A 19198-nucleotide genomic window follows, 5' to 3' on the forward strand; every position below is an offset into this window, starting at 1 on the left:
TCTCGTTTGCGGGATAAAAGTGACCTGACGCAATATTTGCGTTTTAGGGCTTATTGATAATGTTGTCACAAAAAGTGAGGGTGACTGCATGGATAAATTACTAGAGCGTTTTTTACAGTACGTTTCGCTGGATACCCAATCTAAGCCGGGTGTTCGCCAGGTGCCGAGCACAGAGGGCCAATGGAAATTACTGCAGCTGCTAAAGTCGCAGCTTGAAGAGTTAGGCCTGGTCAACGTGACATTAAGTGACAAAGGCACGGTCATGGGCACGCTACCGGCGAACGTGCCGGGTGAGATACCGGCCATTGGTTTCATATCCCATGTTGATACCTCCCCTGATTATAGCGGCAAAAACGTTAACCCTCAGATTGTGGAGAACTATCGCGGCGGCGATATCGCCCTGGGCGTCGGCGATGAGATTTTATCCCCGGTCATGTTCCCTGTGCTCCACCAGTTGCTCGGCCAGACCCTAATCACGACAGACGGTAAAACGCTGTTGGGAGCAGACGATAAAGCTGGCGTCGCCGAGATCATGACCGCGCTGGCGGTGCTGAAGGGTAAAAACATTCCTCACGGTGATATTCGTGTCGCCTTCACCCCCGATGAAGAGGTGGGGAAAGGGGCAAAGCATTTTGATGTGGAGGCGTTTAACGCAAAATGGGCCTACACCGTGGATGGCGGTGGCGTAGGGGAGCTGGAGTTTGAAAACTTCAACGCCGCGTCGGTCAATATCCGTATCGTGGGCAACAATGTGCACCCAGGCACCGCAAAAGGGGTGATGGTTAACGCACTCTCGCTGGCGGCGCGTATCCACGCCGAAGTGCCTGCCGGGGAGAGCCCGGAGCAGACGGAAGGCTATGAAGGTTTTTATCACCTTACCGGCATTAAAGGCACCGTTGACCGCGCGGATATGCACTACATCATTCGCGATTTCGATCGCGAGGGGTTTGAAGCGCGTAAACGTAAAATCATGGATATCGCCAAAAAGGTTGGCAAGGGGCTGCACCCGGATTGCTATATCGAACTGGTGATTGAAGACAGTTATTACAATATGCGGGATAAGGTGGTCGCACATCCGCACATTCTGGATATTGCCCAGCAGGCGATGCGTGATTGCGATATTGAACCGCAACTTAAGCCGATTCGTGGCGGAACCGACGGGGCACAGCTCTCCTTTATGGGATTACCTTGCCCGAATCTCTTCACCGGAGGCTATAATTACCACGGCAAGCATGAGTTCGTCACCCTGGAAGGGATGGAGAAAGCGGTGCGGGTTATTGTGCGCATTGCCGAACTGACGGCGAAAGGGTGATAAGGAAGAGTCCGGGTGGCGTTATGGCCACCCGGTACAGGCGCGACTTAGTCCTCAAAGAACCAGTAGCCGCTGTTAACCAGCGCGGCGAGCATCGCCAGGAAGGAGGGGTCATCCAGCGCATCGCCAAACTGTGCGGCATCCAGCACCATATGGCTGGCGATAGCTTCCACGGCAGGGCGGTGAGGTGAATCCAGCTTCTCGCCGTTAACATAAACCTCGCCATCGATACGCAGTACGCGCAGACCACCCAGGCGTACCAGTTTGTCGCCCTGCTGCAGCGCATCGTAGATTTCGTCTGGCTGGTAAGGTGGCTCCGGCGGCGAAACATCCAGCTCGTGACGAGACTGGCTGACAAACTCACCAAACCACTGGTTAAAATGTTCTGGTTGATTAATCAGATCCAACATCATCCCGCGCAGTTTATCGAGCTCCTGCGGCAGGATATCGGCGGGATGTTCACGCGCAGGGACGTCCGGATCGGCAAAGCGATGGCTTCCCAGCTCGCGCTGCAGGACGTAGTCCGCAAAGCTGCTGATCATCTCCCGGCCGCTTGGCGCGCGGAATCCGACGGAATAGTTCATCGAATTTTCCAGCGAGTAGCCTTCGTGCGGGAATCCAGGCGGAATATAGAGAATGTCGCCCGGCTCCAGCTCTTCATCAATAATGCCTTCAAAGGGAGCAACCTGCAGCAAATCCGGATGCGGGCAGTGCTGCTTCATGGGCACTTTGTCACCCACGCGCCAGCGGCGACGGCCGGTGCCCTGAATGATAAATACGTCATACTGATCGAGATGCGGGCCTACGCCGCCGCCAGGCACGGAGAAGGAGATCATCAGATCGTCCATCCGCCAGTCAGGCAGCGCGCGGAACGGGCGCATCAGCGCTGCGGTAGGTTCATGCCAGTGGTTGACGGCCTGAACTAACAGCGACCAGTTGGTCTCGCCGAGGTGATCGTAGCTCTCGAACGGACCATGGCTAACCTGCCATTTCCCATCCTCATGACTGACCAGGCGGCTATCGACCTCATTCTCCATCGCTAAGCCAGCGAGTTCGTCAGGGGAGATAGGATCGACAAAATTTGCAATGCCGCGTTTCAGAACGACCGGGCGTTTTTGCCAGTAACGTTCAATAAACTCAGGCCAGTTAAGTGTTAAGTGATAATCCATAATATTTTATTCCGCAGGCTCTTACTGAGACGGATTATAACGGAAGCTCAGGCACCTGCGCGTGAGAATCTCGCTTTTTTCACCCGGAGGGCTTAACTCTCATGGTCGCCTGGCTGTTGGCGGCCAAAGATTGCCACCATGCGGGCACCGCCGAGCAGGCTGTCGCCCGTTTCGATACGGCCGTCATACTGCTCAACAATATCCCGCGCGACCGAAAGCCCCACGCCCTGGCCTGGACGCAGGGTATCAGCCCGCTGTCCGCGGTCGAAGACCTGATCGCGTTTACCCTGGGGAATACCGGGGCCATCGTCCTCAACAATAATATGAAGTTGATCGTCGTCCTGTCGGGCCGAGATTTCGACAAACTCGAGGCAATATTTGCAGGCGTTATCAAGCAGATTACCCATCACCTCCATAAAGTCGTTTTTCTCGCCAATGAAGCTTATCTCCGGCGAAATATCGAGGCTGATGCTGACCCCTTTACGTTGATAGACCTTGTTCAACGCCGAGGTGAGGTTGTCCAGCAGCGGCGCCACCGGGTGAAGTTCGCGGCTGAGCAACGCACTGCCAGAACGCATACTTGCCCGGTGCAGATAGTAGCCAATCTGCTGGGAGATACGGCTGATCTGCTCCAGCATCACCGGCTCGGCGTCGTCCACGCTCAGCTTCGCGCTGCGCAGGGAGCGTAAGGTACTTTGTAATACCGCCAGCGGCGTCTTCAGACTGTGGGTCAGGTCGGTCAGCGTTGTGCGGTATTTGTCATAGCGTTCACGCTCACTCTTCAGCAGGCGGTTCAGGTTACGCACCAGGCTGGTCAGTTCACGGGTGGTGACCGGGTTAAGTTTCTCCCGGTGATGCTCTTCCAGCTCACGCACCTCTTTCGCCAGCGACTCGATAGGGCGCAGGCTCCACCAGGCGGCGACCCACAGCAGAGGGATCACCAGCAGCAGGTTCGCCACCAGCACATAGACGAACCAGTTCCACACCATATAAGAGCGTTTTAGCTCAACGGGAATGGTGTCGATCACCACGATGGTGAGCTGGGGCATTTCGAGGGTCGCGGGATAGAGATTAATAGCGACCGAGTGGGTCATCTCAGTGTCGTCGTCATCTTCGCGGATCTCGCTCAGTTGCTGCTGCATGGAGCGGTCATTACCTACCAGGCTGCTGGAGGCGTTAAGGTCTGCCTCCAGCTCGTGAAATCCGTTGGTTCTCAGCCACTCCGGCTGGATACGGTTCACCAGCCAGGGTACATCTCGCTGGGCCCAGAGAAGCTGGCCCTTTTCACCGTATATCAGGGCGATGGTCGGACTCTGTCTGTCCAGATGTTCCGGCATGTCGATGCTGATTTTATTATTTTCCCAGCGGGCAAGGGTATAAAACAGGTTACTTTCGCCGCGCAGTAGGCGAAAGGTGGTCTTGTCAAAGCTAACGCTGTAACCCAACAACGCCACCAGACCGTAGGCCAAAGAGAGCACCAGCACCACGGCAGCCGTCGCCAGCAGGAAGCGAACCCGCAGCGAAAGCGGCAGGAAGTGACGCAGAATTTTTTTCATTTAGCGTAATTCGAAAAGGTAGCCCTGACCGCGGACCGTCGTAATGACATCTTCCGGATACTGTGCCTGGATCTTTTTCCTTAGACGCCCCATCAGCACATCAATGGTGTGGCTTTCACGCAACTCAGCATCAGGATAGAGCTGCAACATCAGGGAATCTTTGCTAACCACTTTGCCGCTGTTGCGGATCAGGGTTTCCATAATGGTGTATTCGAAAGCGGTCAGTTTGATCACTTCGTCATTGATGGAGAGCTCACGGCGAGAGAGATCGACCTGGAAAGGCGGTAGCGAGATCACCTGAGAGGCGTGGCCGCTGTTACGGCGCATCAGGGCCTGCATGCGGGCAGCGACTTCTTCAATATGGAAGGGCTTGGTCACATAGTCGTCGGCCCCGGCGCTAAGTACCTCGACTTTATCCTGCCACCCTTCGCGGGCGGTTAACACCAGCACGGGCAGTGAGACATCGTGGCTGCGCCAGCGACGAATGAGCGACAGACCGTCTTCATCCGGCAGGCCGAGGTCGACGATGGCAATATCCGGCAAGTGTTCATTCAGATAGTAGTCAGCCTCTTTGGCATCTTCGGCATCATCCACCTGATGACCCATTTCCTGAAGTTGAACCTTCAGGTGATGACGTAATAATGCATTATCCTCGACAACCAATACGCGCATCATCGCTTCTCCCTAAAATAATTGCTCTGAATAGTTTAACGCTGATTATGTGACATGGAATCAGCACCATGAAATTAAATGACTTTTTTCATGCTTCCGAACCCCTGGGGGCGTCCTGGGGGCAATGCCGTCGGCATTTGCTTGTTCAGCATGTTGACCTGATCCTGATTCATATCGCTAATCCACTTCGAATAAACCTGATACACCATACGCGCGTCCTCATGCCCCATCTGACTAGCGATAAAAGAAGGGTTGGCACCGGCCATCAGCGTCCAGCATGCGAAAGTATGGCGCGTCTGATAGGCGTTTCTCTTACGGATACCGGAAAGTTTAGTACCGCGCTTCCAGCTGTAGGAGATTGAGTTTTTCGAAAAATGGTTATTCTTTGATCCTGAGTTTTCGCCAGGTATGAAAACAGAGCGTAAATTCTGCCGCTCAGTCTTACCGAGCTCACGATGATGAAACACGATCTCCTGCTTCTGACCGCCGCCCGTAATTTCATATTGCTCCAGCAGGGCCTCATGGGCAGGCTTCAGCAATTTGATAGTTCTTATACCTGCATCCGTTTTAGGCGGCACAAATACCCGCTTGTTCGTCAGGCTTCTCAATACGTGGATTTCACCTTTTTTCAGGTCGATATCTTCCCATGCGAGCGCACAAATTTCGCCAGGCCTTAATCCCGTATGTACCGCAACAATGATGATCAAAGCTTGTTTGCGGGGAAGGGCGGAGATTAGGGCCTGATACTCATGAAGTAAAAGCGGATCAGGATCTGGTTTAGACAGCTTGAGCCTCGATACACCTTCATGAGGAGCATGTAATATAAACTGACTTCGCTGCGCGAGCTTCAGCATTTCTGATAAAACAGCCATCTGTTTATTGACCGTTGAGGGGCACGACCCTGCTTTGCTGTATTCGGTATTGCCGGGTTGATAACTGACCCGGTTAGCAGTTCTTTGCGGTAGTTCAAAATGTCAGCATGCTGAATATCATCGAGACGAGTATTTTCTCCCACAACACGTTGCAACGTATTTACTGCTGAGGTAATTGATTGCAATGTTGCGGCAGAAACCTCCAGGGCCTTGGTATCAAGAAAAAATTCGCTTAGCTCGCTGAACGTTACGATCCGTTTTGTTGTTGAGAATTTTTTCAGCGATTTGGATTCAGGGAAACGTTCAGCGTAACTGAAGTTCCCCAGTTGGATCTCACTCATGATGAGCGCGCGAAGATTACCTGCTTTTTTGATATTACTGGTATTTACGACCCACCCCCGAAGGGTTTCGCGGCAACGAATGCCGCGATAAGTGAAAGTGATTCTTATTTTTCCGTTATGTATTTCTACACCTGTGGGGTATTTCATTAAGCATCCCGAACTAACTGATTTATCTTAGGGTAGTTGTACCAAAGCAGACCTTTTGAATTATCAGTCTCGCCGAGAGCAGTCAGGCGTTTGAAGTGGACGCCCTCCACCCAAAGCTTCAGACGATAATTTTTTATTTGTCCTTCATTCAAGCCTGTTTTTTCACTTAGCCTGGCCTCAACAACCCATTCAGAATCGAAAATTACCTGTGCCATTTTTCACCTCAGGTAACCGGCATCAGTATAAAGATGCCGAGGAAATGTTAGTGATATTTCAATATCAGGCGATCTGCCCGGGTAAGGATCGCAAGCGGCGCATGCCGGTCATCGCGGTGGCCACGTAGCTCGCCTTTCGGTTCCCCACCTCCACCCAGACCTTCACGCCTTCTACTCTCACCGTATACGTCTCTTTCATTTTGCTGCGAGCGTAATCGCCGTAACGTTCTGCGTGGGTCGCCAGGGCGATAGCACATGCCCGGCGCGCCAGAGGGGACTGCTGATTGCCGCGGTTAATCAGTCGCATGGTCATCTCCTAGCACTTCAGGTTGCATGCCGGCACGGCAAGCATTGAGCCGCTGTATTTCTTCCCGAATCACCGCAATGCAGTCTCTCGAGTCCATTAAGTAGTCTTCGCCGTGGAGTCGCTCCTGCTCTTTTTCTATCGCCGCGATAAAAGCGTTAGCGATAGACTCGAGTACTGGCTGCGAAAATTGTGATGCTGAAAGCGCTGACATTGCGATTTCAGCCAGGCATTTATCCATCTGCGCCAACTTGCTATCCGGGAAACTTGCAACCATAGCGAGGCGCATTTTTGTGCGTGCGATTAACTCTTCGTTTGTGAATTTGCTCATCTCGTTACCGGGAGGGCGTACCCTCCCGCCTCCCTTAGGCCACATATTCCGGTTTCATATCTGCAAGGGTGATGCTGAACTGATCGTGCAGTTCGTCGCCCAGATGACGTTTTGCCGACGCCAGCACGCGTTCGGCTTCCTCGAAGCGCTCGGCACCATCCGGTTCGCCGGGCTGCGGCAGGGAGTTGATTGCCGCTTCGACTTTGTTGCGTGCATCCACCAGGTGATAGCGTTTCACCGCTTTGTTTTTGAGCTCTGTGTACAGGGCTGTACCCAGCGTCACCTTTGCGGTTTCGATGTCAGCGCGGAGTGCTTTGGCACTATCCACATCCTCAGCAGCCTCGATGCGATCGCGGAACTCATGGGCTATAGCATCGATGTTTGCGGCAGACTCCTGTGAACTGTGGGTGTTTGTTACGCTGTCACCTTTGATATCAGCCAGGCTCACGCGCTGAGCTGGGGCCGGGTTAATTTCCCTCTCGGTGCGCTGCTCAACTTCATCCGGGGTATACACACCCAGAACAACTGCAGGGCAATACAGTCGCGCCCAGTATTTGAGGGCCAGATATGCAATCTGCTGCTTAGGATTCGAAATCCACAGGGGAGAATTACGCGTAATCACGCTGGACAGGAATACCGGTTCGCCCCAAATGATCTCACTCTCACCGCGAATGACTGCCCCCACACGAACAGATAGGCCTTGCTCGTCAGTACTGGTCCAGCCGCGTACCATTTCTTTTTTGTCGTACGTACCACCGCCTTTCGCTGGCTTCTTAACGATCTCCTCGCGGCTGCTGGCGCATTTCGACCAGTCACCTTCGTACTCATAGTGAAAACGGCCAACAATGGCGTTGGAGCTGGAGATCACCGCGTTCAACATCTGCGCTTCGTAACCCAGCACACCGTTGACCAGGTGCGTTTTCTGCGCCACGGCGTAAGGGTTCATGCCCCACTGCATGGCCTGCATGACGATCGCCATGCAGTCGGCAGGATTGCCGCGAAGATGCTCAGGAAAGGTGACGGCAGACTGCTCCCTTAACCCGGCGAACGCCTGAAGTGGCCGAACAGGTTCAACTGAAGGACGTTGTGCAGATTGTCAGTGAGATCCCCTCGTTCACCGAAGGGCGCGACGTATCCGTGGCCATTCCGACGGTCCGGGTTATCTCCCGCGAAATTCGCCGCGCGAAGAGCAAGCTGGCGAACCTGGAGAGATTGCGCGACGCCGTGCGTGTTGTTGGCCGCCATAAGCACCTCGTTCAGTAGCTGGTAAATGCGGAGGCACAAAATGGCAAGGCCTAAGACCCATCAAGAACGCGCGCTGTTTATCGCCTGGATCATCGAGATGGTGAAAAAGAATGGCCACGCTACGACCAAAGACATCGTGGAGATGTTCGGGTTGCATCGCACCATCGCCGAGAAGTACATCGGGGTTGTCATAAAACAGGGCTCACTAATCCGCCATGGACGCTGCGGCATCTTCCGCGACGAACGCGCAGTTATCGACTTTGACCTGGAACGCTATACGCATCTGGGAGCCTCAAAATGAACGATTCACTGAACAACAAAGAGCTGGTGGCCGTTGGGTATCAGTTTGCGAAGGCAATGAGCAGCAACACGCCAATCATCGATATGGCGAAGATTGTTTCCCGACTGGCCGAACGACTGGATTGCACCATCGCGGCGCTGCTTGAGATGACAAAGCAGCGCGATGCGCTGGCTGCGGAGAATGCGGGGCTCAAAGCGATATGCGATGACAGTTGCACGTTCATCATGAACGGTGTCAAGTTGGGTTATATCCAAGTTCCGACAATGGAAGCAGACCCGGCACTTGAAACCATTCGCGTTGCCGTATCTCCGCAGGCACCAACCCCCGCCACCGACTCCTTCCAGGCTGAAGTGCGCGTGCAAGATATGAAAGTTACGCTCCCCACTGGTTGGTCAGTTCGCGCTGGTCACCTGATTAACGAGGCAGAACGCGGCGTTATGACTCCCAAATATAACGGGCCATGGCTTTCTCGTCACGATGTTGAACATGCTTTGCGGGTTGCTGGTATCAGCATCAACGGGGAGGGGTGATATGGCTAAGTATATCGTGACGATTGAGGGGTTTTACCACAGCAAATCTGTCGAGTTTGAGGCTGATTCTCTTGAGGCGGCAGAAGAGATAGGTAAAGACATTTTCCACGAGAAATGTAACTACGGCGTATCACCGGCCGATGAGGTCTAACCCATTGAATCGCCACAGATAATCTAGACACTTCCGAGCCGCTGATAATATTGTTTTTCGTATTCAGTTGGTGGCATATGATCACTCGAACCATGCCGACGCTTACTGTTATAAAATATTTCGATGTAATCAAAAATATCACCGCGAGCTTCTTCTCGCGTTCCGTAGATCTTTTTCTTTATCCGTTCACGTTTCAGTAGCTGGAAAAAACTTTCTGCGACTGCGTTGTCATGACAGTTACCGCGACGGCTCATACTGCCCTCCAGCCCGTGTGATTTCAGGAACGACTGCCACTCATAGCTTGTGTACTGACTGCCTTGATCAGAATGAACCAGCACCTGCTTTTGAGGATTACGTCGCCACACGGCCATCAGAAGTGCATTCAGGACAATATCCTTTGTCATCCGGGGCTGCATTGACCAGCCAATAACTTTGCGCGAGAACAGGTCAACAACCACAGCCAGATACAGCCAGCCTTCGTGAGTCCGGATGTAGGTGATGTCCGTTACCCAACGCTCATCCGGTGCTTCCGGGTTGAACTGCCGCTGGAGCCTGTTGGGCGTCACGATGCTGGTTTCACCCTTACGTGCCCGTGGGCTACGGTACCCGACCTGAGCCCTTATCCCGGCACGCTTCATCAGTCGCCAGACACGGTTAACTCCGCACTGTTGTCCGGTATCCCGCAGGTCGAGGTGGATCTTGCGATAACCATAAACGCAACCCGACTCCAGCCAGAACTGCTTTATCAGCCCCGTCAGCCTCAGGTCAGCATGATGCCGCCGTGAATCCGGCTGCTGAAGCCAGGCGTAAAAACCACTCGGATGCACATCCAGCACCCGACAAAGCAGTCGGACAGGCCAGCAATAGGTGTTGTCACGGATAAAGGCGTACCTCAGTCGGACAGCTTTGCGAAGTACGCCGCGGCTTTTTTTAATATGTCCCGTTCGTCGGTAACCCGCTTCAGCTCTTTCTGGAGGCGTCGGATCTCAGCCTGAGCGTCTGACTGGACTTTATTGGTTGAGGAATCCGGGCCATATGCCTTTATCCAGGCATAAAGACTGTGGGTGGTGATACCGAGACGTGTTGCCACGCTGGAAACAGAATGGCCGCGATCAACAACCTGTTTTACCGCTTCAATTTTAAACTCTTCGGGATAACGCTTACCGCTCATGGGCACCTCTCTTTAAGTCATCTTAAATGACTCTGAGGTGTCTGTTAAACCCGTGGCGATTCAGTTGCGTTAAAAATTAAAGATCAACAAAGAACTGACGTTATTTATTAATGATGTACTTACAAGGAGAAAGTTATGCAGCATCATTTTAAAAACGTCATTTTCCAGCGTATCGCGAAGGGTTCAACGGTTGGCAATCAGGTAAAGCTAAACGATGTTCTTGCTAATGGGAAGACGGAATCAGCTCTGCTAGAGGCTCTTCAGAAGCAATTTAAGGGCGATACGATAAAGCTGAAAAGCTACCAATAGGTTCAGGCCACTGCGGTGGCCTTTTTTATTGCTATAAATCCACCAACGGACAAACCATGACTGACAAATTAACTCTCGCCGTCAACCATGCGTTGAATGATGCGCGAATGGCGCGCGCCCGTATGGGGCTGATGGCACCGACGATGGGGCTGGAAAATAAGCGCCATTCAGCGTGGTGCGAGTATGGTTTCCCTGAGCAGGTCATCTACGAAAACCTTTACGCCCTGTACCGGCGCGGTGGCATAGCCCACAGTGCAGTTGAGAAGTTGGTGGGCAAGTACTGGCAGACTAACCCGGAAATTATTGTGGGGGATGATGCCGATGAAAGCAAGGATGAGACTGCTTGGTAGAAGAACACCAAAAAGGTTTTCACAAAGCGCCTATGGCGTGCCTTTGCTGAGGCAGACCGACGCCGCCTGGTCGGACGTTATGCCGGCATCCTGCAGCACATCAATGATTCCAGAACGTGGGATCAACCCGTTGTTCGTGGTAAGTCACTAAAAAAGGTTACGATCGCATGGGCTGGGTCATTAACAGTCAGCGAGTGGGTCACTGACCAGAAATCGGCAGATTACGGCCAGCCAAAACAATGGAAATACGTTGAGAGCCTGCCAAATGGCGCGACAAATCAGTGCTTCGTACATCCCGATCGCGTCTTCATCCCTGGTGACTATTCTAACGATGCCATTGGCTTCCTTGAACCCTGCGTCAGCCTAGAGAAGGTTGAAGGTCGGTCAGGTGAGGCCATGGAAGAGGCAGAGGTAATGGGCCGGGTGATGTACTTCATCAACCGTGCTCTGGGCAGTGACGAGGCACTGGTATAATACGTGATGCGCACCTTAAATCCTACAATCTGAGGTGGGCATTATGAACACGTCAGATAGGGTCGTAAAGAGTGTAATGACGATTCCGGGAAGAGCCACGCAAAAGCAAAGATTTTTGGGGGCAAATGAATATCCGTTATTATCCGTTATTGTCTGTTAGGTAACAGCTGTAACCATATAATTTATAAATAACTATATGTCTTGTTAGGTTTTTTTCTCTATTTCCACAGTTTAACGCTGATTATGTTGGGAGGGGGATAAACATTTAATAAACCGGGGGAGGGAACCCTCTTTCCGGACGGAAAGAGGGGGAATGCGATTACTTCAGTTCATCAACCATGGTAATGGCGCGGCCGATGTAATTCGCCGGGGTCATTGCCTTCAGACGGGTCTTCTCTTCTTCCGGCACGTCCAGGCTATCGATAAACTGTTTCATGCCTTCTGCGTCAACGCGCTTACCGCGGGTCAGCTCTTTCAGCTTCTCATACGGTTTTTCGATGCCATAGCGACGCATCACGGTCTGAATCGGCTCGGCCAGGACTTCCCAGTTGTGATCCAGTTCGTCCAGCAGACGGTCGCGGTTCACTTCCAGCTTGCTCACGCCCTTCAGGGTGGACTGATAAGCAATCAGCGCATAGCCAATACCCACGCCCAGGTTACGCAGGACGGTGGAGTCCGTCAGGTCGCGCTGCCAGCGGGAAACCGGCAGTTTGCTCGCCATGTGTTGCAGCACGGCATTCGCAAGGCCGAGGTTGCCTTCGGAGTTTTCGAAGTCAATCGGGTTCACTTTGTGCGGCATGGTGGAGGAGCCGATTTCGCCGGCGATGGTTTTCTGCTTGAAGTGGTTCAGCGCAATGTAACCCCAGACGTCACGATCAAAGTCGATCAGGATGGTGTTGAAACGCGCGATGCAGTCAAACAGCTCAGCAATATAGTCGTGCGGCTCGATCTGGGTGGTGTACGGGTTCCACTGAATGCCCAGTGAGGTCACGAACTCTTCGCTGAACTGGTGCCAGTCCACTTCCGGGTAGGCAGCGATGTGGGCATTGTAGTTACCGACAGCGCCGTTGATTTTACCGAGAATTTCAATCTGTTCCAGCTGACGGAACTGGCGCTCCATACGGTAGGCCACGTTCGCCATCTCTTTACCCATGGTGGATGGGGTAGCTGGCTGACCGTGGGTACGGGAAAGCAGCGGGATATCGCGATACTCGACTGACAGCGCTTTCACCGCGTCAATAATTTTACGCCAGTACGGCAGCACCACGTCCTGACGCGCAGTTGAGAGCATCAGGGCATGAGAAAGGTTATTGATATCTTCAGACGTACAGGCGAAGTGAATGAATTCGGAGACAGCATTGAGGGCCGGGATGCTGGCCACTTTCTCTTTCAGGAAATATTCAACCGCCTTCACATCGTGGTTAGTCGTGCGTTCAATGGTTTTGATGCGTGCGGCATCTTCTTCATTGAATTGAGCAACGATTTGATCGAGGTAATCGTTTGCCTGGGCGTCAAAAGCAGGAACTTCCTTGATGGCTGCCTGTGCGGCCAGCTTTTGCAGCCAGCGAACTTCAACCTGTACGCGGAACTTCAGCAGACCATATTCGCTGAAAATGTCGCGCAGCGCGCTGACTTTATCGCCGTAGCGTCCATCGACAGGGGAAACGGCGGTCAGTGAGGATAATTCCATAATTCGTAACTCCGGGAGGTTAACAATGAGCAAGAATCTGTTTTGCCTGAGTGCTCAGGCGATGACGAGAAAACATTAACTGCAGGCGGCCACCGCCGACCTGGTGCCACAGCACGGCGGCGCGGATGCCCGCCAGCAGCGAGGCGCGAACTTTGGCCTGCACCTGTGGACTTTGTAGCACTGCCGGGGACCCCGTGACCTGAATGCGTGGCCCCAGTGGGCTAATCACATCCACGTAGATACCCGCCATGGCGCTCAGTAAGGTTTCAGATTGCAAATCGAAATGATCGAGCTGACGCTGCAGCCCGGCAATGCGGTTGCCGAGGGTGTCCATCGCGCCTTTGGCTGCGTTGAGCTTACGCTCCAGCACCATCATGCTTAAGGTATAGCGGGTCAGTTCGGCATTCAGCCCCTGACGATTGTTAGCGTTCAGGACCCCTAACAGGGTTTCAAGGCCGAGGCGAAGATTCGCTTCACTGCCGCCGAAGACACCAAGCGTTGAACTGGGGTTCAGATCAACGATGCTGTTCAGCGACACGTGCAGGGCATCAGCGTCGCAATGACCCTGATGCGCCAACTGTTGCACCAGACGGGCAGACTGGCAAATTCCCGCCAGCGCCAGGGTGATGTCATAATAGTTCTTCGCCACACTTACTCCTTTCTGTGTGCTAACGCATTAGTCGGTTGTCAGCGGCAGACGCTGTTCGATGATACCACCGCCCAGACAGATTTCGCCGCTGTAAAAGACCGCGGACTGCCCTGGGGTAACGGCGGAGACGGGCTCGTCGAAGCGCACCTCAATGCGTTCGCCGTCAATCGCGGTGAGGGTGCAAGGAATATCGGTCTGGCGATAGCGGGTTTTCACCGTGCAACGCAGCGTGCCTTTTACCGGCTCGCGATCGACCCAGTGCAGCTGTTGGGCAATCAGCCCCACCGACATCAGACGCGGATGATCGTGCCCCTGCGCCACAATCAGAATATTGTTCTCAACATCTTTATCGACCACGTACCACGGATCTTCGCTGCCTTCTTTGGTACCACCAATCCCCAGCCCTTTGCGCTGGCCGAGGGTGTGGTACATCAGCCCCTGATGCTGACCAATTTCTTCACCATCAACGGTGACGATTTTGCCCGGCTGGGCTGGCAAGTAGCGGCCAAGGAATTCGCGGAATTTCCGCTCGCCGATAAAACAGATACCGGTTGAGTCTTTTTTCTTGGCGGTGATCAGATCCAGCTCTTCGGCAATCTTACGCACTTCGGGTTTTTCCAGCTCGCCCACCGGGAACAGGCTCTGGGCAATCTGCTCATGACCGAGGGTATAGAGGAAATAGCTCTGATCTTTATTGCCGTCGAGGCCTCGCAGCAGCTGGCTTTTGCCGTTGACATCGGCACGACGCACATAGTGGCCAGTGGCAATGTAATCGGCGCCCAGGTCTTCAGCGGCGAACTCAAGGAAGGCTTTAAATTTGATCTCTTTGTTGCAGAGAATGTCCGGGTTAGGGGTACGGCCGGCTTTATACTCTTCCAGGAAATGTTCGAAGACATTATCCCAGTACTCTGCAGCAAAATTGACGGTATGCAGTTCAATGCCGAGCTTATCGCACACGGCCTGCGCATCGGCCAGATCGGCCGCCGCGGTACAGTATTCCTCGCCGTCGTCTTCCTCCCAGTTCTTCATGAACAGGCCTTCCACCTTATAGCCCTGTTGCAGCAACAGCCAGGCGGAAACGGAGGAGTCGACACCGCCGGACATGCCGACGATCACTTTTTTTGGGCTTTCTGACATTGGAATACTCACGACATTGAACTTCAAGGCGGCGTATTCTATCACGCGCCCCCGGCAATGGCACCCTCTGTAAACGGCCAGTTAAATTCGCCGATTGTCTCTAACGGCAGACGATGACCAGAGAGATAGCAGCGGATGCTCTCGGCAACCAGCGGTGAACGCAGGTTGGTGGCGCTCAGAATCTCGTCGGCCGTCACCCACAGGCAGCGGTCGATATCATCGTCGTGCGGCTCGGTGTCGCACATTTCGTTAAGCTCGATAACAAACAGAAAACGCAGGAACGGCGTCTTATCCGGCGCAATCCAGTGATGAAGACGAATAAACTGCTGAGGTTCAGCGTGAATACCGGTCTCTTCCCACAATTCCCGGCGGGCGGCCTGTACCAGGGTCTCATCGGCTTCAAGATGACCGGCGGGTTGGTTCCACAGCGCTTTGCCGTTGATAGTCTCTTCCACCACCAGAAATTTGCCCTGGGCGTGAACCACTGTGGCCACGGTGACGTGCGGTTTAAACATTCTCTTCTCCTTTTTCTGTCCCGTCGCGCCATTCACCATTGGCGAGATTATCCAGTGAGTAATCGCCCATGGCGTAGCGGATTAAGCGTAACGTCGGGAAGCCGACATGCGCGGTCATGCGACGAACTTGGCGATTGCGCCCCTCATAAAGGGTAATTTTGAGCCAGGATGTGGGGATCGATTTGCGCTCGCGTACGGGCGGCGTGCGCGGCCACAGCCACTCCGGTTCACTCACCCGCTCAATACCGGCGGGCAGGGTAGGGCCATCCTTAAGGGTCACCCCGGTACGCAGAGCGGCAAGCGCCTCTTCGGTAGGTTCACCTTCTACCTGTACGTAATAGATCTTTCCGGTGCGCTTACCGGGCTGCGTCAGCCGCGCCTGCAATGCGCCGTCATTCGTTAACACCAGCAGACCTTCACTATCCCGATCCAGACGGCCTGCGGCGTAGACGCCTGCAACCGGGATAAAGTCTTTCAACGTGCTGCGGCCAGCTTCATCGGTAAACTGCGGCAAAACATCGTAGGGTTTATTGAACAAAATCACCCGTTTGGGCTGGTTTGTTTTCGGTTTTCTGGTGGCTTGTCGTGAGCTGAATCGCTCAACCCGGTGATTTCTAAAAGAAGTTTTCTTCATGGTATTTTCAGGCTTTATCAATTGCCGCATTATAGCCTAATAACGAAGACCTTTCATGGCGCCAGACATTCAGGTACTATCGGGAGGCTCATTACAAATTATTAACATAAGATCAGTAACAACCAGAAGCGCTCGAAGGAGAGGTTAATGGAAAGCAAAGTAGTTGTTCCGGCGGAAGGTAAAAAGATCACCCTGCAAGACGGTAAGCTGAACGTCCCTCATAACCCGATTATCCCGTTCATCGAAGGCGATGGTATCGGTGTAGACGTCACCCCGGCAATGCTGAAAGTGGTGGATGCCGCTGTTGAGAAAGCCTACAAAGGCGAGCGTAAAATTTCCTGGATGGAAATTTACACCGGTGAAAAATCTACCCACGTTTACGGCCAGGACGTCTGGCTGCCAGCTGAAACCCTCGATCTAATCCGCGACTACCGTGTTGCCATCAAAGGCCCACTGACTACCCCAGTCGGCGGCGGCATCCGTTCTCTGAACGTTGCGCTGCGTCAGGAGCTGGATCTGTATGTTTGCCTGCGTCCGGTACGTTATTACCAGGGCACCCCAAGCCCGGTTAAACACCCGGAGCTGACCGATATGGTTATCTTCCGCGAAAACTCTGAAGATATCTATGCGGGTATCGAGTGGAAAGCGGACTCCGCTGACGCCGAAAAAGTGATTAAATTCCTGCGCGACGAGATGGGCGTGAAGAAAATTCGCTTCCCGGAACATTGCGGTATCGGTATCAAGCCGTGCTCCGAAGAGGGGACTAAGCGTCTGGTACGTGCGGCGATCGAATATGCGATCACTAACGACCGTGACTCTGTGACCCTGGTTCACAAAGGTAACATCATGAAGTTCACCGAAGGCGCGTTCAAAGACTGGGGTTACCAGTTGGCGACCGACGAGTTCGGCGGTGAACTGATTGACGGCGGCCCATGGCAGAAGATTAAGAACCCGAACACCGGCAAAGAGATCATCATTAAAGATGTGATCGCCGATGCGTTCCTGCAGCAAATCCTGCTGCGTCCAGCGGAATACGACGTTATCGCTTGTATGAACCTGAACGGTGACTACATCTCCGACGCCCTGGCGGCGCAGGTTGGCGGCATCGGTATCGCCCCGGGCGCGAACATTGGTGACGAGTGCGCCCTGTTCGAAGCGACCCACGGTACTGCACCGAAGTATGCAGGCCAGGATAAGGTGAACCCAGGTTCAATCATCCTGTCGGCAGAGATGATGCTCCGTCATATGGAATGGTTCGAAGCCGCAGACCTGATCGTTAAAGGTATGGAAGGCGCGATTAACGCTAAAACCGTAACCTATGACTTCGAACGTCTGATGGAAGGCGCTAAACTGCTGAAATGTTCAGAGTTTGGTGACGCGATCATCGCAAATATGTAATCCATTTGAGGGATTAAACAAGAATGGGAACCGTATGGTTCCCGTTCTTGTTATTAGTTTTTGATTGGTTAACAAAATTTTATCAAAATAAGTTATCAAAATACCTTGGTTACAACTTGTCAAACAAAGTAGTTAGCTTAACTGCAATTACAGAGTAATCGTCTATAGGGGGGCCATTCTCGATACGCTTTTTTAGGCTTGAACAGAACCTAGAGGGTTCAGACAAAGTATTTACCGAAAATCGGGGCCTTTTTTCCCAAAAATGATGCGCTCCGTCAGACATTACGATGAGAATTAAATTATGGTTGTCATCATAAAGTTCATCCAGTGGTATTTGCAACATGCTGTAATCTAAATTAATTGTTTTTGAAATCGCCGTTGTTAGTAAATTTTTACCTTTTGCATTTTTTAATTGTCTAGAGCTAAAGAGGCCTTCATCAATAAGCATCTGGTGTTGAGTATGATCTTTTGTAAGCTGCTTTAATTTATTGCCCTGTTTAACATATAAACGACAATCTCCTACATGTGCAATTTTTAGATATTTATTTGTAATAAAACACAGAGTTAAAGTTGTAGCTGCATTTGTAAGTTCACTATTTTGCTCGCTTAATTGATTTACAGCTTCTTTGAGGCCTATGAAAAGATTTTCGAAATTATTATTGATTAAATTATTTGAGTTTTCATATAAGAACGAAATAACTTTCTCTGAGGCTTCCTTCCCTCCTGTATAACCACCTAATCCATCGGCAATGGCAAATAGATAGCCATCATTTATTTTTATTGGTGGGAGTATGGTGTCTTGATTAAGCTTGTTTAGCTCTTTAGGCATGGTGAAGAAAGAAGCTGAGACGATATCAGTCATTTGTTCTGCTCCATATGCTTGTTAATATCATTGAGAAGTTGCTCTGCATTTAAATATCGTTTTTGCAACCTTCTGTCAGTACATCTAGCAATGATATCATCAAATCCTGCAATGTTTAACTCCTCAAGAACTATTCCTATAGAGAAAATATCAGATTGAGGTGAGTAACCATTGAGCACAACATTATGATCAAAGTACCGAGGAGTTCGCGGGAAATGGCCAACTTGTGTTAGAATCTGGCTAGCCTCATCAGGATCCATGTGTCTTGCCAACCCAAAATCAGAAATTTTGTATACACCGTTTGGACACTTTAAAATATTCTGAGGTTTTATGTCTCTATGTAAAAAACCTTTGGAGTGTATATGCGCAACACCGCTGGTAATCATTTGTGCTATCTTTATTTTATCAGCTTGTTGTAATTGACCTGCTTTAATTTCATCCTCTAAGGTACATTCTCCTAATTCCATTACATACCATAAAGGTGGGGATATTAAGTTGCACAGAATTATTCTCACCACATTTGTATGCAAGCAGGTATCTTGGGACATTACTTCTCGACGAAAACGAGCTTCAAGTAATGGATCGGAATGATGGTTTACAAGAATTTTTCTTGCAAACTCACCGCAATCCTCTTTTTTAGAATTTCTAATAGTCACTTTTTCGACATTGCCGAAACTTCCTTCTCCTAGACCATTGTGAAGCTCAATAAAGTAACTGCTATGTGGAATCATTAAAACCCTCCGAAGCGGCTATCAACATTTTTATGAACAAGATACCCATTTCATTCAGATATATCCTAATTATGTGTCAATTCATTGAACTTAATCAACATTTAGAGCTGATTACTTAGTCTGGTTTTCACA

General features: G+C 51.7%; 21 protein-coding genes and 3 pseudogenes. 8 read left to right on the forward strand and 16 right to left on the reverse strand.

Annotated features, from left to right (window positions below; all coding sequences use genetic code 11):
- Positions 1–88: 88 nt before the first annotated feature.
- Positions 89–1312, forward strand: a complete 1224-nt coding sequence (gene pepT / locus JZ655_RS08150; RefSeq protein WP_207293492.1) for a peptidase T — start codon at positions 89–91, stop codon at positions 1310–1312.
- 47 nt (positions 1313–1359) lie between these two features.
- On the opposite strand, the gene JZ655_RS08155 is transcribed toward pepT, so the two are convergent.
- The 8 genes and pseudogenes from JZ655_RS08155 to JZ655_RS08190 all read right to left on the reverse strand — a co-directional run.
- Positions 1360–2481, reverse strand: coding sequence for a ribosomal protein uL16 3-hydroxylase (locus tag JZ655_RS08155; RefSeq protein ID WP_207293493.1), 1122 nt, complete (start codon positions 2479–2481; stop codon positions 1360–1362).
- Between the two features lie 92 nt (positions 2482–2573).
- Positions 2574–4037, reverse strand: coding sequence for a two-component system sensor histidine kinase PhoQ (gene phoQ, locus JZ655_RS08160; protein WP_207293494.1), 1464 nt, complete (start codon positions 4035–4037; stop codon positions 2574–2576).
- Complete coding sequence (gene phoP, locus JZ655_RS08165) at positions 4038–4709, reverse strand: two-component system response regulator PhoP (RefSeq protein ID WP_040078526.1); 672 nt, start codon at positions 4707–4709, stop codon at positions 4038–4040.
- A 74-nt stretch (positions 4710–4783) separates the two neighbouring features.
- A pseudogene (locus tag JZ655_RS08170) lies at positions 4784–6069 on the reverse strand (Arm DNA-binding domain-containing protein).
- A complete protein-coding gene (gene xisR, locus JZ655_RS08175) occupies positions 6069–6284 on the reverse strand; it encodes an excisionase family protein (protein WP_040076107.1) in 216 nt (71 codons plus the stop codon). Before xisR ends, JZ655_RS08170 begins: the two are co-directional and overlap by 1 nt.
- Positions 6285–6348: 64 nt before the next feature.
- Entirely contained in the window at positions 6349–6591 is a 243-nt protein-coding gene (locus JZ655_RS08180) for a DUF4060 family protein (protein ID WP_207293495.1), read from the reverse strand.
- A complete protein-coding gene (locus JZ655_RS08185; protein ID WP_207293496.1) occupies positions 6578–6919 on the reverse strand; it encodes a hypothetical protein in 342 nt (113 codons plus the stop codon). The genes JZ655_RS08180 and JZ655_RS08185 overlap by 14 nt, the downstream gene beginning before the upstream one ends.
- Positions 6920–6953: 34 nt before the next feature.
- Positions 6954–7976, reverse strand: a pseudogene (locus JZ655_RS08190) (RecT family recombinase); the annotation flags it as partial.
- Here JZ655_RS08190 and JZ655_RS08195 point away from each other — a divergent pair.
- Genes JZ655_RS08195 through JZ655_RS08210 form a run of 4 tightly spaced genes read left to right on the forward strand, consistent with a single transcriptional unit; the run spans position 7976 to position 9146 of the window.
- Positions 7976–8182 carry a DUF1627 domain-containing protein gene (locus tag JZ655_RS08195; protein ID WP_207293497.1) on the forward strand — a complete coding sequence of 69 codons (207 nt, stop codon included), beginning with the start codon at positions 7976–7978 and terminating at the stop codon, positions 8180–8182. The pseudogene JZ655_RS08190 and the gene JZ655_RS08195 overlap by 1 nt on opposite strands.
- A gap of 22 nt (positions 8183–8204) precedes the next feature.
- Positions 8205–8465, forward strand: coding sequence for a DUF977 family protein (locus JZ655_RS08200; protein ID WP_207293498.1), 261 nt, complete (start codon positions 8205–8207; stop codon positions 8463–8465).
- Entirely contained in the window at positions 8462–8995 is a 534-nt protein-coding gene (locus JZ655_RS21345) for a hypothetical protein (protein WP_242637305.1), read from the forward strand. The genes JZ655_RS08200 and JZ655_RS21345 overlap by 4 nt, the downstream gene beginning before the upstream one ends.
- 1 nt (position 8996) lies before the next feature.
- Positions 8997–9146 (forward strand): hypothetical protein, encoded by a 150-nt coding sequence (locus tag JZ655_RS08210; RefSeq protein ID WP_207293499.1) that lies wholly within the window; start codon positions 8997–8999, stop codon positions 9144–9146.
- 23 nt (positions 9147–9169) lie between these two features.
- Here the strand turns inward: JZ655_RS08210 and JZ655_RS08215 are convergent.
- Positions 9170–10317, reverse strand: a protein-coding gene (locus JZ655_RS08215; protein ID WP_089620201.1) for an IS3 family transposase whose coding sequence is annotated in 2 segments (ribosomal slippage) — positions 9170–10080 and positions 10080–10317 — 1149 coding nt in all. Because the reading frame shifts where the segments join, the coding sequence is not laid out codon by codon here.
- Between the two features lie 135 nt (positions 10318–10452).
- Here JZ655_RS08215 and JZ655_RS08220 point away from each other — a divergent pair.
- The gene (locus JZ655_RS08220) at positions 10453–10626 is read left to right on the forward strand and encodes a hypothetical protein (RefSeq protein ID WP_017383021.1); all 174 of its coding nucleotides are present in this window, start codon (positions 10453–10455) and stop codon (positions 10624–10626) included.
- Positions 10627–10682: 56 nt separating this feature from the next.
- Positions 10683–11372 (forward strand): annotated as a pseudogene (locus JZ655_RS08225) (anti-CBASS protein Acb1 family protein); the annotation flags it as partial.
- 397 nt (positions 11373–11769) lie between these two features.
- Here JZ655_RS08225 and purB read toward each other — a convergent pair.
- From purB to rluE, 5 genes are read right to left on the reverse strand one after another with little or no spacing between them, the layout of a single operon-like run.
- On the reverse strand, positions 11770–13140 hold the full coding sequence (purB, locus tag JZ655_RS08230) for an adenylosuccinate lyase (RefSeq protein WP_207293500.1): 1371 nt from the start codon (positions 13138–13140) through the stop codon (positions 11770–11772).
- Positions 13141–13159: 19 nt separating this feature from the next.
- On the reverse strand, positions 13160–13789 hold the full coding sequence (gene hflD / locus JZ655_RS08235; protein WP_040076078.1) for a high frequency lysogenization protein HflD: 630 nt from the start codon (positions 13787–13789) through the stop codon (positions 13160–13162).
- 27 nt (positions 13790–13816) lie between these two features.
- The gene (gene mnmA / locus JZ655_RS08240; RefSeq protein ID WP_207293501.1) at positions 13817–14926 is read right to left on the reverse strand and encodes a tRNA 2-thiouridine(34) synthase MnmA; all 1110 of its coding nucleotides are present in this window, start codon (positions 14924–14926) and stop codon (positions 13817–13819) included.
- Positions 14927–14967: 41 nt separating this feature from the next.
- On the reverse strand, positions 14968–15441 hold the full coding sequence (locus tag JZ655_RS08245) for an NUDIX hydrolase (protein ID WP_207293502.1): 474 nt from the start codon (positions 15439–15441) through the stop codon (positions 14968–14970).
- A complete protein-coding gene (gene rluE, locus JZ655_RS08250) occupies positions 15434–16105 on the reverse strand; it encodes a 23S rRNA pseudouridine(2457) synthase RluE (protein WP_207293503.1) in 672 nt (223 codons plus the stop codon). Before rluE ends, JZ655_RS08245 begins: the two co-directional genes overlap by 8 nt.
- Positions 16106–16222: 117 nt before the next feature.
- On the opposite strand from rluE, the gene icd reads away from it, so the two are divergent.
- The gene (gene icd / locus JZ655_RS08255; RefSeq protein ID WP_207293504.1) at positions 16223–17473 is read left to right on the forward strand and encodes an NADP-dependent isocitrate dehydrogenase; all 1251 of its coding nucleotides are present in this window, start codon (positions 16223–16225) and stop codon (positions 17471–17473) included.
- A gap of 109 nt (positions 17474–17582) precedes the next feature.
- Here the strand turns inward: icd and JZ655_RS08260 are convergent, their stop codons facing one another.
- Positions 17583–18335, reverse strand: a complete 753-nt coding sequence (locus JZ655_RS08260) for a PP2C family protein-serine/threonine phosphatase (RefSeq protein WP_207293505.1) — start codon at positions 18333–18335, stop codon at positions 17583–17585.
- Positions 18332–19066 (reverse strand): protein kinase family protein, encoded by a 735-nt coding sequence (locus JZ655_RS08265; protein WP_207293506.1) that lies wholly within the window; start codon positions 19064–19066, stop codon positions 18332–18334. Before JZ655_RS08265 ends, JZ655_RS08260 begins: the two co-directional genes overlap by 4 nt.
- Between the last annotated feature and the right edge of the window lie 132 nt (positions 19067–19198).

This window comes from Leclercia pneumoniae, from assembly GCF_017348915.1.
GTDB classification, from domain to species: Bacteria; Pseudomonadota; Gammaproteobacteria; order Enterobacterales; family Enterobacteriaceae; genus Enterobacter; species Enterobacter pneumoniae.

What these genes read in the sequence shown, in the direction of transcription:
- pepT (WP_207293492.1), top strand. Translation starts at nt 89, where the DNA reads ATGGATAAATTACTAGAGCGTTTTTTACAGTACGTTTCGCTGGATACC.
- JZ655_RS08155 (WP_207293493.1), bottom strand. Translation starts at nt 2,481, where the DNA reads ATGGATTATCACTTAACACTTAACTGGCCTGAGTTTATTGAACGTTAC.
- phoQ (WP_207293494.1), bottom strand. Translation starts at nt 4,037, where the DNA reads ATGAAAAAAATTCTGCGTCACTTCCTGCCGCTTTCGCTGCGGGTTCGC.
- phoP (WP_040078526.1), bottom strand. Translation starts at nt 4,709, where the DNA reads ATGCGCGTATTGGTTGTCGAGGATAATGCATTATTACGTCATCACCTG.
- xisR (WP_040076107.1), bottom strand. Translation starts at nt 6,284, where the DNA reads ATGGCACAGGTAATTTTCGATTCTGAATGGGTTGTTGAGGCCAGGCTA.
- JZ655_RS08180 (WP_207293495.1), bottom strand. Translation starts at nt 6,591, where the DNA reads ATGCGACTGATTAACCGCGGCAATCAGCAGTCCCCTCTGGCGCGCCGG.
- JZ655_RS08185 (WP_207293496.1), bottom strand. Translation starts at nt 6,919, where the DNA reads ATGAGCAAATTCACAAACGAAGAGTTAATCGCACGCACAAAAATGCGC.
- JZ655_RS08200 (WP_207293498.1), top strand. Translation starts at nt 8,205, where the DNA reads ATGGCAAGGCCTAAGACCCATCAAGAACGCGCGCTGTTTATCGCCTGG.
- JZ655_RS21345 (WP_242637305.1), top strand. Translation starts at nt 8,462, where the DNA reads ATGAACGATTCACTGAACAACAAAGAGCTGGTGGCCGTTGGGTATCAG.
- JZ655_RS08210 (WP_207293499.1), top strand. Translation starts at nt 8,997, where the DNA reads ATGGCTAAGTATATCGTGACGATTGAGGGGTTTTACCACAGCAAATCT.
- JZ655_RS08220 (WP_017383021.1), top strand. Translation starts at nt 10,453, where the DNA reads ATGCAGCATCATTTTAAAAACGTCATTTTCCAGCGTATCGCGAAGGGT.
- purB (WP_207293500.1), bottom strand. Translation starts at nt 13,140, where the DNA reads ATGGAATTATCCTCACTGACCGCCGTTTCCCCTGTCGATGGACGCTAC.
- mnmA (WP_207293501.1), bottom strand. Translation starts at nt 14,926, where the DNA reads ATGTCAGAAAGCCCAAAAAAAGTGATCGTCGGCATGTCCGGCGGTGTC.
- JZ655_RS08245 (WP_207293502.1), bottom strand. Translation starts at nt 15,441, where the DNA reads ATGTTTAAACCGCACGTCACCGTGGCCACAGTGGTTCACGCCCAGGGC.
- rluE (WP_207293503.1), bottom strand. Translation starts at nt 16,105, where the DNA reads ATGCGGCAATTGATAAAGCCTGAAAATACCATGAAGAAAACTTCTTTT.
- icd (WP_207293504.1), top strand. Translation starts at nt 16,223, where the DNA reads ATGGAAAGCAAAGTAGTTGTTCCGGCGGAAGGTAAAAAGATCACCCTG.
- JZ655_RS08260 (WP_207293505.1), bottom strand. Translation starts at nt 18,335, where the DNA reads ATGACTGATATCGTCTCAGCTTCTTTCTTCACCATGCCTAAAGAGCTA.
- JZ655_RS08265 (WP_207293506.1), bottom strand. Translation starts at nt 19,066, where the DNA reads ATGATTCCACATAGCAGTTACTTTATTGAGCTTCACAATGGTCTAGGA.